Annotated in this window: 14 protein-coding genes; 4 read left to right on the top strand and 10 right to left on the bottom strand. The window is 53.7% G+C overall.

Going from position 1 to position 13403, the window contains the following annotated elements; translation table 11 throughout:
• Positions 1-66: 66 nt before the first annotated feature.
• From lipA to G9Q38_RS04940, 6 genes are all read right to left on the bottom strand, one after another.
• The gene (gene lipA / locus G9Q38_RS04965) at positions 67-1038 is read right to left on the bottom strand and encodes a lipoyl synthase (protein WP_370523882.1); all 972 of its coding nucleotides are present in this window, start codon (positions 1036-1038) and stop codon (positions 67-69) included.
• A gap of 116 nt (positions 1039-1154) precedes the next feature.
• Positions 1155-1793 carry a lipoyl(octanoyl) transferase LipB gene (gene lipB / locus G9Q38_RS04960; RefSeq protein ID WP_255455263.1) on the bottom strand — a complete coding sequence of 213 codons (639 nt, stop codon included), beginning with the start codon at positions 1791-1793 and terminating at the stop codon, positions 1155-1157.
• 5 nt (positions 1794-1798) lie between these two features.
• Positions 1799-2074, bottom strand: coding sequence for a DUF493 family protein (locus G9Q38_RS04955; protein ID WP_119442564.1), 276 nt, complete (start codon positions 2072-2074; stop codon positions 1799-1801).
• Between the two features lie 7 nt (positions 2075-2081).
• A complete protein-coding gene (locus G9Q38_RS04950; RefSeq protein WP_166128415.1) occupies positions 2082-2951 on the bottom strand; it encodes a D-amino acid aminotransferase in 870 nt (289 codons plus the stop codon).
• A 36-nt stretch (positions 2952-2987) separates the two neighbouring features.
• Positions 2988-4187, bottom strand: coding sequence for a D-alanyl-D-alanine carboxypeptidase family protein (locus tag G9Q38_RS04945; protein ID WP_166128412.1), 1200 nt, complete (start codon positions 4185-4187; stop codon positions 2988-2990).
• Positions 4188-4281: 94 nt separating this feature from the next.
• On the bottom strand, positions 4282-4944 hold the full coding sequence (locus tag G9Q38_RS04940; protein ID WP_166128410.1) for an alpha/beta hydrolase: 663 nt from the start codon (positions 4942-4944) through the stop codon (positions 4282-4284).
• A gap of 92 nt (positions 4945-5036) precedes the next feature.
• Between G9Q38_RS04940 and G9Q38_RS04935 the strand changes: the two genes are divergently transcribed.
• The 3 genes from G9Q38_RS04935 to galU are packed head-to-tail and all read left to right on the top strand — an operon-like array spanning position 5037 to position 7648.
• Positions 5037-5909 (top strand): biotin--[acetyl-CoA-carboxylase] ligase, encoded by an 873-nt coding sequence (locus G9Q38_RS04935; protein WP_166128407.1) that lies wholly within the window; start codon positions 5037-5039, stop codon positions 5907-5909.
• Between the two features lie 25 nt (positions 5910-5934).
• Entirely contained in the window at positions 5935-6801 is an 867-nt protein-coding gene (locus tag G9Q38_RS04930) for a type III pantothenate kinase (protein WP_166128404.1), read from the top strand.
• Between the two features lie 13 nt (positions 6802-6814).
• Positions 6815-7648, top strand: coding sequence for a UTP--glucose-1-phosphate uridylyltransferase GalU (galU, locus tag G9Q38_RS04925; RefSeq protein ID WP_114420429.1), 834 nt, complete (start codon positions 6815-6817; stop codon positions 7646-7648).
• On the opposite strand, the gene G9Q38_RS04920 is transcribed toward galU, so the two are convergent.
• From G9Q38_RS04920 to G9Q38_RS04905, 4 genes are all read right to left on the bottom strand, one after another.
• Positions 7641-8987, bottom strand: a complete 1347-nt coding sequence (locus G9Q38_RS04920; protein ID WP_166128402.1) for a 3-deoxy-D-manno-octulosonic acid transferase — start codon at positions 8985-8987, stop codon at positions 7641-7643. The genes galU and G9Q38_RS04920 overlap by 8 nt on opposite strands.
• The gene (waaC, locus tag G9Q38_RS04915; protein WP_166128399.1) at positions 8984-9946 is read right to left on the bottom strand and encodes a lipopolysaccharide heptosyltransferase I; all 963 of its coding nucleotides are present in this window, start codon (positions 9944-9946) and stop codon (positions 8984-8986) included. The genes G9Q38_RS04920 and waaC overlap by 4 nt, the downstream gene beginning before the upstream one ends.
• Positions 9943-11406 carry a mannitol dehydrogenase family protein gene (locus tag G9Q38_RS04910; protein WP_166128397.1) on the bottom strand — a complete coding sequence of 488 codons (1464 nt, stop codon included), beginning with the start codon at positions 11404-11406 and terminating at the stop codon, positions 9943-9945. The genes waaC and G9Q38_RS04910 overlap by 4 nt, the downstream gene beginning before the upstream one ends.
• Before the next feature lie 68 nt (positions 11407-11474).
• A complete protein-coding gene (locus tag G9Q38_RS04905; protein WP_166128394.1) occupies positions 11475-12602 on the bottom strand; it encodes a trypsin-like peptidase domain-containing protein in 1128 nt (375 codons plus the stop codon).
• 14 nt (positions 12603-12616) lie between these two features.
• Here G9Q38_RS04905 and G9Q38_RS04900 point away from each other — a divergent pair, with 14 nt between their 5' ends.
• On the top strand, positions 12617-13393 hold the full coding sequence (locus G9Q38_RS04900; protein ID WP_166128391.1) for a Nif3-like dinuclear metal center hexameric protein: 777 nt from the start codon (positions 12617-12619) through the stop codon (positions 13391-13393).
• Positions 13394-13403: the final 10 nt, after the last annotated feature.

Genomic DNA, 13403 nt, shown 5'->3' with positions numbered 1-13403 from the left:
TATTATCGGGATGGCTTTTTAAACTCACCATAACGCTCAACTTACCTAACTGCCGACAATATTGAATTAAACGCCTGCAGCATGCGCCTGCTGATCGGCGTGATAGGAAGATCGCACCATTGGACCGACCGCAGCATGGGTAAAGCCCATGGCATATGCTTCTTTTTCAAGCATGGCATAAGTATCGGGATGCGGATACCGAACCACCGGCAAGTGATGCTCAGAGGGCTGCAAATACTGGCCAATCGTCAGCATATCGACATTGTGTTCACGCATGTCACGCATGACTTCCAGAATCTCTTCATCTGTTTCGCCCAAACCCAGCATCAAGCCCGACTTGGTGGGCACGTCGGGATGCAGCGCCTTGAACTCCGCAAGCAATTTAAGGGAGTGGTGGTAATCGGAGCCCGGACGAGCCTGTTTATATAATCTGGGCACCGTTTCCAGATTGTGATTCATCACATCGGGAGGGCAAGCGTTCAAGATACCCAAAGCGCGTTCCAGCCGCGCACGAAAATCAGGCACCAGAATTTCGATTTGTGTCTTTGGCGACAGCGCACGTACTTGACGAATACACTCCACAAAGTGTGCCGCCCCGCCATCGCGTAAATCGTCACGGTCTACCGAAGTAATCACCACATACGACAACTTGAGATCGGCAATAGTGCGAGCCAGATTTTCCGGTTCTTTTTCATCCAGCGGATCGGGGCGTCCATGCCCCACATCACAGAAAGGGCAACGACGCGTGCACTTGTCGCCCATAATCATGAAAGTCGCCGTGCCTTTACCAAAGCACTCACCTATGTTGGGACACGACGCCTCTTCGCAAACCGTATGCAAATTATGCTCACGCAAAATCCGCTTGATGTCGTAAAAGCGAGAACCGGGTGCGGCAGCTTTAACCCGAATCCAATCGGGCTTTTTCAACCGTTCAGCGGGCACGATCTTGATTGGAATCCGCGACGTTTTGGCTTGAGATTTCTGCTTCTGTGTTGGGTCGTAGCCTGTAGCGGCCTGACCCACAGCTGAATCAGTCATGGACTTCATCCTTTCTGTCTCGCAACACGTTGCCGTGTGCCGGTTATATTGGTAAAAACCCTATTCTACTGCCCCATCGGCCGGAAAGGCCAATTCCCCTTGACAACAAAAGGGGCTCAACTTGTCTCACGCGCAGGAAAAGCCTGCAACAAATACCGGGCCAGCAAATTACCCGCCTCTGAAACAGTGGTATGCACGCCACAGCCGGCCAGATCAACCGTTACCAAGCCTTCATAGCCGCACGGATTAATACCCAGAAAGGGGGTCAAATCCATTTCCACATTCAGGGCAACGCCATGATAGGTGCAACCGTTACGTACTTTAATGCCCAAAGCCGCGATTTTCGCCAGTTGTTTCGTTGTGCGATCATCGATGGGCACATACACGCCGGGCGCACCCGCCTTGCGACACGCCCCTTCCAGGCCGTAAGCATGCAACAGGTTAATAACAACTTCTTCCAGCCGATTTACGTATTCTTTAACGTACAAACCATAGCGACGAAGATCGAACAAACAATAGGCCACAACCTGGCCGGGACCGTGATAAGTAACCTGCCCGCCACGGTCGGTTCTCACAACGGGAATCGCGCCTGGGTTCAACACATGCTCCGCTTTCCCGGCCAGCCCTAGGGTGTATACAGGTTCATGTTCAACCAACCAGATTTCATCGCCTGTTGTAGATGTGCGTGCTTCGGTAAACGCCCGCATGTCTTGCCAGACTGTTGTATACGATGCGGGACGCGGCAACCACCTCACATTGATCACAGCACAATCGACACCATAGGATGACCATGCAGCGCACGATAGAGGTCGTCGAGCTGTTCGCGCGAGGTTGCCGTTACGGTAAACGTCAGACCCAAATAGTTTCCGCTGCGACTTGGCCGCATTTCAACCGTTGCGGGGTCAAATGTCGTATCGAACTGCAGCACCACTTCTGTAAGCACCTGCGCGAACTCCGGATGAGCCTTACCCATTACCTTAATCGGAAAGTCACAAGGGTACTCAATTAAAGATTGCTCAGGAGGAATTGGGGGCATGGCCATGTTAAAGACTCTCTATCACACGATCGTAACTTGCCCGCAGTAACGCATAGACCGGGCCGGGCTTACCCGTGCCAACCGGATTACCGTTGTAACGCACGATTGGCAACACTTCTTTGGTTGCCGACGTTAACATTAGTTCATCGGCGTTGTTTACCTCTTCAGCTGAAACAGGACGCGCCTCAAATGGAATGCCGGCGTTACGCGCCAGCTCCGCCAAAAACCGGTAACGAATACCTTCAAGAATAAGATGGTTCGCTTCGGGCGCCATGAGCACACCATTTTTAACCACCCAAATATTGCACGACGAACCTTCCGTTAGATAACCCTCACGGAATTGCAGCACTTCATCGACTCCGGCATCAACTGCCGCTTGCTTGGCAAGCACATTGCCCAAAAGCGAAATAGATTTGATATGACACAACAGCCAACGCGTATCGGGAACAGAAATGGCGGCCAGCCCTTCCTCGCGCTGCGCCTTGCCCGGGCGCGCAAAAGGCGATGCCATACAGAACACCGTCGGCTCAACAGCAGCAGGAAAAGCATGATCTCTTTTTGCCACCCCACGGGTCACTTGCAAGTACACCATTAAATTCGACGCCGAATCGTCCGCCCGTGCGAGCACTCCTTCGACCAGAGTCTGCCATTGCGCCTCGGTGTATTCAAGATGAATACGTACCGACTGCAAACTACGCTGCAACCGGGCAATGTGTTGATGCATGCGAAAGGGCACGCCTTTGTACACCGGCACCACTTCGTAGATGCCGTCCCCGAAGACAAAGCCCCGATCAAGCACCGAAACTTTGGCGTCGGCCAGGCGAAGATATTCGCCATTCAAATAAACAATACTGTCGTTATCAACACCTGAGATCATGAACGCCACAGCCAAAAGAAAAAGTAATATGCGCCGCTATTGCAACATCAGCTTGACCTTGTCGATCATGCGGGACATAAACCCAGCCTGCTCGACATCGGTCAACACCCGCAACGGCTCTTGGCGCAGCGCCAGGTCGTCAAGCATGAGCGTTACAGTGCCAACCTGCTGACCCGCTTCCAACGGTGCAATAAGCGGCTGAGTATATTCAGCGACAGATTCGATATCGGCTGCCTTCCCACGCGGCACAGTAAGCCATACCGGCTGTGACTGGCCAAGACCCACTGTTTCAACCAAACCTTGCCAAACGCGCGCATCCACAACGGGCTTGTCCTGATCGAGCAATTTGATTGTTTCAAAATTCTGGAAACTCCAGTTCAGTAATTTCAAGCTGTTTTCCGTGCGTGCCGCATCACTATTAGCGCCGACCAGCACCGTCACGACACGACGCCCGTCGCGCAAGGCTGTCGTAATCAGGCAATAACCCGCAGACGACGTATGCCCGGTTTTCAGGCCGTCGACGGTTTCATCAATCCAGAGCAAACGATTACGATTGCGCTGCCGAATATCATTGTAGGTATATTCCTTCTGGCTGTAATAGTGCAAATGTTGCGGAAAATCATTAATAAGGTTCTGAGCCAGAATGGCCAAATCCTTTACCGTTGTTTTGTGATCGGGATGCGGCAGGCCTGGCGAATTCGTATAGTAAGTGTCGTTAAGGCCCTGGCGCTGGGCTTCCTCATTCATGAGCGCAACAAAAGCACTTTCACTTCCGGCCACCGCCTCGGCAAGCGCCACTGTGGCGTCGTTACCCGATTGCACGATAAAACCCTGAAGCAGGTCACTGACTTTCACGCTCGTGTTCACATTGATGAACATGCGCGAACCTTCAGTTTTCCAGGCTTTTTCCGACACAGGCACTTCCTGGTCCATAGACAAGCGACCATCTTCAATAGCCTTGAAAATAACGTACGCCGCCATAAGTTTCGTAAGCGACGCAGGCTCCACCTCGGTGTTGATGTCTTTTGCCGCGATGACCTGACCACTGTTCATATCCAGCGACAGCCAGGCTTTGGCAGCCAGATCGGGCAACGGTACGGTAGATAATTCCGCCACCGTAATATCAGTGATGCTTTGCGCATGGGCATAGCCACTGCCTAAGGCCAATGCGACCCCCAAACAACCCTGTGCCAGAAAACGCGAACTTGATCGGTAAAGAGAAGACAACTTCAACATAATTTAATTAACCCGCCTAACGTGATGACAACCGTTTGGAACTGTAAGCCGAAAAAAGTTCATTATAGGCTTCGAACCTACTCTGTCAGCCAACCTAAAGTGTGGCAAGACGTTGCTGAACCAATGACTTCAAAGAGACCAGCTTGCCGTGAAAAAAATGTGACGCATCCGGAATGACCGTTACCGGCTGCTCGTGCCGCCGGGCAAAATCCATGGCCTCAGAAAAGGGCACAACCTCATCAACCTCGCCGTGGACCATCAAAGTATTTTCCGGCAGGGAAATATCACGAAACTGAAAACGCCCCACGGCAGCCCCCACCAGAATCAACGCACTGGGCGTGTCACAAACCGCCGACCCGCTTTCTACAACGTCCTTCAGGTTTGCCTGCAACTGGGCGGCAACCGCCGTTCCAAACGAGAATCCCGCCAGCACCCAAGGCTTTGTCGCCAGATCGGGATAAGCCTGGACGAATTGCTCAACCAGCATTTGCATGTCTGTTGTTTCACCCTTACCGCTATCGAACTCTCCGGCAGAGTCACCCACTCCACGAAAATTCGGCCGCAGGGTGACAAGATTACGCTGCAAACAAGCGCGCCCAATAGTGGTAACGACTTTGTTGTCGCGGGTGCCGCCATGCAACGGGTGCGGATGCAATACCAGTGCCCAGCCCTCAGCCGATGCTTCCGGCCACTCGATAACACACTCAATCGGCCCTGCCTGACCATCAAATGCTTTTACTTCCTTGTGTTCAGCCATGTTCATACCAATCTATTTTGCGCTTTAAACTATCCTTATCTCCGGCACCCTAAAGCTTAACCTGAATCCTGACGCTTTTTTAATCACGGCCCATGTCAAACCTTGCACTTCCTTCTCCTGATCAACTGCAACAGGCCTTGACACAGGCCCTGCCCGCTTTCCGCAAGGTTACGTGGTGCGAACACACCGACTCAACCAATGCCGACCTGCTTAACCAGGCCAGAACAACACAACAAACCCTGGCCCGCCCCTGGTTACATGGCGCACATTTCCAGCGTGCGGGGCGGGGCAGGTCCGGGCGAACCTGGCAGAATCGCGCAGGTGCGAACCTCATGTTTTCCTGCGCCTACGACATATTTACACCAACCCGCCAATTGCCCACACTATCGCCGCTTGCCGGTATTGCAGTGGCTGAAGCCCTTCGAAGCCGGATCGACCCGGCGAACCAGCATCGCTTAACCTTGAAATGGCCCAACGATATCTGGTGGGACCAGGCAAAACTCGCCGGTATTCTTACCGAAGTAACGCGTGCAGGCACCGCAAAAAGTTCCGACGACCATCATGTAGTGATTGTTGGAATCGGCCTGAATATTGAAGACGCCCGTGCACTAAGCCAGTCGCTGAATCGCGCAGTGGCCGACTGGTCGAGCGTCTGCGCGCAAGACCACCAGGCCCAAAAAGCCAGCCTCTCGGATCTTGTTATCGATATCGCACAAAACTGGCGCAACATATATAACGAAATTACACGTAATGGCTTTCACGCGCTTCCCGAGCGATATGCACAAGTTGACGGTTTGTTGGGCCAACACATTAACGTTATTCACAATGACAGGTTGTTACATGCGGGAATCGCCAAAGGGATTAACATCATGGGACAATTGCTCGTACACGGCCCCAATGGTGAAACCGCGTTGTCATTAGGCGAAATATCCATCCGGCCCCGTGGTGCGTCGAATCAGGCATAACAGCAACAACTCCGGGAGGCTTGCCATGATTATTCTGATTGATGCGGGAAACACGCGAATCAAAGCGGGTTGGGTCAACCCCGACACAGGCGAACGCGAACTCACCGTCGTTGCATTTCAACATGCCGATCTCGACCAACTGGCTCACTGGCTGGGTACACTTCCGTTACCGCCGACCTCAGCCCTGGGCGTCAATGTGGCGGGCCCTACCGTTGCGGCTGCTATAGAAAAAATACTTTTAAAACACAACTGCTCAACTGAGTGGGTCACCGGCGAACCCCAAACACTTAATGTCACCAACGCCTATACCAACCCGGAGCAATTGGGTTCGGACCGCTGGCTTGCACTACTCGGGCTTGCGCAGCGCCCCCACCCCCAATTGGAACATGCTGATACGACACTCTGCCCCCTGATACTTGCCAGCTTCGGAACGGCCACCACAATTGATACGTTGGTTGTCAGAAAAGCCAGCGACGAAACCCAGGCCTACAACCTGCACTACCAGTTTCCCGGCGGCCTGATCCTTCCCGGACCGGCATTGATGCGCACTGCTCTGGCTGAAAATACCGCTCATTTGCCGGACGCCAACAGCAACACCACCATTTACCCCACCCACACCCACCAATCCATCGCCAGCGGCATCGCGGCGGCGCAAGCCGGTGCTGTGCTGCGCCAATGGCTGGCCGCAGTGGAGTACTACGGGCTTGCGCCACAAGTATTTACTACCGGCGGCGGATGGCCGCTTGTCAAAGAAGAAGTCATTCGACTCTTGCATTTCACACAAGGCCGACTCGACCTGCCCTCCACACCAATAGAATGGTTGCCCACCCCCGCGCTGGATGGGCTGGCCGCGCTGGCGCTACAATTACAACAATCCAAAAATTTAAATTAGTCTTTTCCAGCATATGAAACCTATACGCAAGGCCGTGTTTCCCGTGGCGGGCATGGGCACTCGATTCTTACCCGCTACCAAGGCCATGCCTAAAGAAATGCTGCCCATTGTCGACAAACCCTTGATTCAATATGCCGTTGAGGAGGCTGTCGCTTCCGGCATTACCGATCTTATTTTCATTACAGGGCGCAACAAACGGGCGATTGAAGACCATTTCGACAGCGCACCAGAGCTTGAAGCGGACTTGGCTGCCAAAAACAAGCAAACCCTGCTCGATGCTGTACGTAATATCATTCCATCGTACGTAAACTGCATCTACACACGGCAACCAGCACCTTTAGGCCTGGGTCATGCCGTACTATGCGCCGCGCCTATTGTCGGCAACGAACCTTTTGTTGTTCTGCTGGCCGACGACCTCATTGACTCGGACACCTACGCCACTCATCAGCTTGTTGAAGCAGCACATCAGCACAACGGCAGCATCCTGGCAATTCAATCCATTGAGCCGTCAGATACACAAAAGTACGGAATTATTGCCGGCCCCCGCGTAGATGACCGCACCACCCGTGTGGAAGATATCGTGGAAAAGCCCAAGCCGGAAGCGGCTCCGTCGAACTTGGCAGTTGTGGGGCGTTATGTGCTTGAGCCGGAAATTTTTGAACACTTGCGTCGCACGCAGGCGGGCGTAGGCGGTGAGATTCAGTTAACCGACGGTATTGCCAGCTTAATGTCGGAGCGGCCGGTGTTCGGCGTGGAATATACGGGCACACGCTACGATTGCGGCAGTAAAGACGGTTTCTTCAAGGCAACCATGGAAATCGGCCGCAAATACCACGGCCTTAGCTAGGTGTCTTACGTTCCGCTTTTAACTCATTCAAACCGGTTAACACACGCGCCACGGCCCCCGTATGTTTGCTCACCCACTGTGTGCCGGCCTGCGTCATGCGGGCAAGCCGTTGAGGCTCATCAAGAAGCGTTAAAGCCTGCTGAATTGCGGCATCAGCGGTCGGTACGCGCAGTGCGGCCCCTTCCTGAATCGCATCAAATACCGCCTGACTGAAGTTTTCCGTATGTGGTCCCACCAACACCGGCACCCCAGTTGCACAAGCCTCAATAAGGTTTTGCCCTCCGAAGGGCAAAAAACTGCCGGCAATGATAGCAACATGGCTGGCTGCATAATAGCGCGGCATTTCACCAAGGCTGTCACCCAAAAGAACCAACTGGCGCCCTTGAGTAATGATGCGCGCATTCACCGCCCCCGTTTCTCCCGTTTGAACAAACTCGGAGCGACGCATGTACGACAACCCGGCATTTTCCAGTTTTTTTGCCACGTCCTCAAAACGTTGCGGGTGTCGTGGAACCAGGCAAAACAGCACACGCTCTTCCAGTGAAACCCCTTGTGACTGCGCGCGCCGGATCTGCTTTTGAATCGCGTCAATGAACAACTCATCTTCGCCCTCGCGGGTACTGGCAATGGTGATCATCTTGCGCGAAAGGGCTTGGGCAAAAGCCCGGCCGCGCTCTATATACTCGCGCGGCAAAGAAACATCGAACTTAAAATTACCCGAAACCCGAACACCCACCACACCGGCCTGCTCAAGACGCTGCGCATCCTGCAGGGTTTGCGCATAAACGACTTGCAAACTTTGATACGCTTCACGCATAACACTGCCCAGCCTGATCGTTTGACGCAACGAGTTATCAGAAAAACGCGCACTGGCCAGCAAAAGCGGTATTTGCATGCGTCGAGCCTGAGCGATGATATTCGGCCATACCTCGCGTTCGATCAGAACGCCGACACAGGGTTGGTAATGTGCCAGGAAACGACGGACACTGCCGGGGAAATCATAAGGCAACCAGGCCTGCTGCATACGCCCGTCTTCAAGCGCATGGGCAAACATTCTTGCCCCTTCCACACGCCCGGTAACCGTCATGTGGGTTAATAAAACCTGATCTCCCTGTGCCAGCAGGGCGTCAATAAACGGTTGTGCCGCGCGCACTTCACCCAAGCTGACTGCATGTACCCAAACAGGATGACGCAGCCTTGCCGGTTCATCGTAACGACCAAAACGCGGTCCCGACATCACTCCCCAATGCCCCCCCACGCGATGAGCCCGCCAGCCCATCCATCCCAACAACAAGGGTGAAAGCAAATGAATACCAACGTTGTATAAAAAACGATTCAAACCAACTCCGATGCCAATGCCTGCCGGAGCGCACTCAGCACTGTTTGTGCCGAAGGCGCGTGTCCGCGCTCGCCCAAACTGGCCGTATAACCACTCCCTTGAAGCGGGGTGCGCACAGGCGTTGAGGCCTTATAAATACCAATCGTCGGGCGGCCAAGACCCGCCGACAAATGGGTAAGCCCACTATCGAGCCCCACCATTACCCGGGCCTGCGCGAGCCGCTGTGCAATTTCCGTGAGCGACATCCTTGGCAGGACCTGCGCATTGGGCATGCCGTCCACTAAGGTCTGCGCACGCGCGGTTTCAGCCGGGTTCCCCGCCAGAAGCTGCAATGCCAGCCCTTGCCCCGTTAAAAACTCAAAAACCGTATGCCAATCGTCTGTCGGCCACAGTTTGTCGTCACGGCTGGCCGACGGCATGATCACCGCATACGGTTCGATATTTTTATCTTCAGTAAATTGCTTAAGCCCAAAATCCGGCTCGCCCGACAAGGTGTAGCCAAACACCGAAGCGGCCAACTTACGCTGACGAATGACCGCCGGCTGCCAGAACTCGACGGAATGCTTAACATCGTAGAAAAATGAAGCAAGCGGCTCGCGCGCTGATTTTCGATTCAAGCCGTGACGCATACCGTGAGTTTGGCGTACCAGCCAAACCGACTTCATCAACGCTTGCATATCGAGAACAATGTCGTACTGACGTGCGCCCAGATTCTTGCGCAATGCGGCACGCTCGGTGCGTGTTTGCGCCGACCACCAGCTTTTTCGCCAGCGCCGATGCGCAACAGGAATAACCTCATGAACCGCGGGATGCCAAGCCGGAATTTCAGCAAAGCTCTCCTCGACCAACCAGTCGATTTGAGCGCCGGGAACGTGTGCCGCGATATCGGAAATCGCCGGCAACATATGCACCAGATCACCCAATGAAGACGTACGCACAATGAGGATTCGTTTGGTCATGACGCAACCATGGATTGCTGCAAGGCGGCGGTCACCGCTCGTTTGAACTCGGCATCTTTCGACAGCCTGGCCCCGAATAAGGCTTCGAACGAAAGAATGTTGTCGACAATCGCATACGGATCGGCATGCGCCCCCCCTGCCGCATTTACCCGCTCAAGCAACAGACCTGCGCGCAAATCATTAAGCGGCTCAGCCCCGGCCTCTGATGCGCGCATCAAACAGCGTATCCACAAAGCCAGTACTTTGGCATGACGGTCGATGCTCAAGCCATGGCGTAAGCGCTCCGCCACAGCCGGAACAATGGCATAGATAAGAATATGCGACGTCTCAATTCTTAATTGCGCAGTACCAACCCTTAATTCAGGATTATCAAAACGACGCAGCCACTCTTCTTTAAAAACACGCCAATCGTACTCAGGACGTTTACCCAAAGTCGCTGCCGCATCATCCATCAGTTCCGCCACAAACTGTCGGATTACCGGGTTCTGATGCGCCTGATACAAAGTGGCAAACCCTTCGAAGTAACCCAAGTATCCAATAGCCAAATAACTGGCATCCAACAAGCGATAACGCAGTTTTTCATAAGAAGAAACATGCGCGGTCGCCACTGCGCCCACTGTTTCCCAAGCCGGCCTGTCGTTACTGAACCAGTCTTGCATCACGAACAGTGAATAAGGCTCCGTCACAACGGGGGCGGCATCGTGCACCCCCAACGTTTGCTCAACCCGATCGATGTCTTTTGCCTGTACGGGTGGCGTTAAACGGTCGACCAGGGTGCAAGGGCAGGCGTATTGGTCGAGAAAATACCGTAGCAAGTCCTTATCACCCAGTGAATCCTGCACTACCTGAATATATTGTTCAAGCACACGCTGAAGCACTTTGCCGTTCGCCGGGATGTTGTCGCAGCTCATTAAAGTAAACGGCTTGTAACCCAGGCGTTTTCGCTGGGCCACCGCCCAAGCCAACACCCCAATTGCGGAACGGGGGTGCCTTGGGTTTTGAAGGTCGCGGGCAATGTCGGGATCATTGGTTTTCAAGCAATCTTCGCATGCATCATAACCGTAGCCTTTGTCTGTCAGCGTCATGGAAACAATCGCAATTTGCGATTGAATCAAGGTTCGCAGGACGCGATCAGGCTCGTCGGGCAAACTCACCACTTCAACCACGCTGCCCACCACGCTCAGGCGACTTTGTTCGGCTGCAAGCTCCAACACCGAATAAAGGCCGTTTTGCGGTGTGAGCGCACGATCGATTCCGGGGCTGCGCAGGCTTACCCCCATAATGCCCCACTGGGTATCACCTTTTTTCATGACCTCATCGGTATAAACTGCAAGGTGACTACGAAAAAATGCGCCCGCCCCCAAGTGCACGATGCGAATCGGCACACAGTTGCGCTCATAGGCCGGCTTGTCAACTGACTCAGGCAACTGCAGCAGCGTTTCAGGGCTTAATCTGTTCATTCTTGTCTTTCCGTTTTTACAAGCTTCATTATGCGAGCCACCTTATTGTGACGCAACGCGGGCGGCTATCATCGGCGAACGGGGCGCTGTGCCACTTGCAACTCGATACGCCGGGCCTTTCCGCCCCTGAGTATCCCTAACATCGCCTGCGCCCCCGGCTCGACCCGGGCAATCTGGCTTAAAAACCCAGCGGTATTTGTCACTGCCTCACCATTAATTTCACGAATGATATCCCCCACCCGCAAACCCGCTTCAGCCGCTGGACTTTGCGACACGATACGCGCCACGATCACACCCTCTTGCGCCGCCAGACTAAAGGCCTGAGCCAGGTCCGGAGTAATATCTTGCGGCTCAACGCCGATCCAACCCCGCGTGACAAAGCCCTGCTTCACAATGTCTTCAAACACTTTCTGGACAATACCGGCCGGAATCGCAAACCCGATACCCAAAGACCCTCCGGTTTCCGAGTATATGGCGGTATTGATACCAATCAGACGACCCTGCGTATCGATCAATGCACCGCCCGAGTTTCCCGGATTAATGGCAGCATCAGTTTGAATAAAATTCTCATACATATTAATGCCCAGCCGATTACGGCCAAGCGCCGACACGATGCCGATTGTAATGGTTTGCCCAACACCAAACGGATTACCAATTGCCAACACAACATCACCCACCCGGGCCGCACCGGTATCAGCCCAGACAATAGGCGGCAACGCCTCTTCTTCAATTTTGAGTACAGCCAAATCGGTTTCAGGGTCGGCACCAATAAGCCGGGCTTTACTGACGCGCCCATCAGCCAATGCCACCTCGATTGCATCCGCTGATTCAATGACATGATAATTAGTAAGAATATAACCATCCCGGCTAACAATCACCCCTGAACCCAGCGTTGTCGCGCGGCGACTGCGGGAAAAACCGGGCAAATCACCAAACAAACGAGCTAGTTCAGGATCGTCGAGCAGAGGCAAAACCGGTTCCAGCACACGTTTGCTGGTATAAATATTCACAACCGAAGGCGATGCCCGCTGCACGGCGTCAGCATAGCTTGCGATCGGCACAGCATTGGATACTGATCCTTGACGCTGAGCTGTATCGCCGACGCGCAGCCAGTCGGGTCGTAATATATTGATAATGAAGAGAATCCCCAGGCACACTGTAACGGTCTGGGCAAACAGCAACCAAAATCGACGCATAAATTCAAAATCAGATGAAAACAATCAACACTCAAGACCTGGCTCAATGGCTCGAAGCCACCTTACAGGTCCAACGATTTAAAGATTATTGCCCTAACGGCCTCCAAGTGGAAGGCAAAAGGCAAATCAGCCACATTATTACCGGTGTCACTGCCTCCGAGGCACTGCTTCAGGAAGCCATCCGACGAAAGGCGGATGCCGTCATTGTTCATCACGGCTGGTTCTGGAAAAATGAAAACCCCGTGATTAAAGGCGCAAAAAAACAGCGTCTGGCACTCGCGTTGGCACACGATCTGAACATTTTCGGGTTTCACCTGCCGCTGGACGCCCACCCGGAGTACGGCAACAATGCACAACTGGGGCTTCAACTTGGGCTGGAACCGTTGCGCGACACAGAAGGCGCCCCCCTTACATGCGGCCCGGAAAACCTGGTTTGGCTGGGTCAATGCCCCAAAGGCCGAACCCTGAGGATGCTGGCCGACGACACAGAAAAAGTCTTGAGCCGAAAACCTCTGGTGATTGGCAACCCCAGCCATAAACCCAACCGCATAGCCTGGTGCACGGGTGGTGCACAAAACTTCGTTGACGCGGCAATTGAGCACGGTGCCGATCTATTCATTACAGGCGAGGCGTCTGAACCCAACTTCCATATTGCCAACGAAACCGGCGTTTCATTTATGGCCGCCGGCCACCATGCAACCGAAAGATACGGCGTTCGCGCCTTGGGCGAGGCTATTCAGAAAAAATGGGGCGTCCGGGTAGAGTTCGTTGACCTGGACAACCCCATTTAATTTCCCGAAC

The sequence above is a fragment of the Pusillimonas sp. DMV24BSW_D genome (assembly GCF_011388195.1).
GTDB lineage: Bacteria > Pseudomonadota > Gammaproteobacteria > Burkholderiales > Burkholderiaceae_B > Neopusillimonas > Neopusillimonas aestuarii.
The sequence above is the reverse complement of the archived record's forward strand: the minus strand, read 5'-3'. Positions and strand labels throughout refer to the sequence as shown.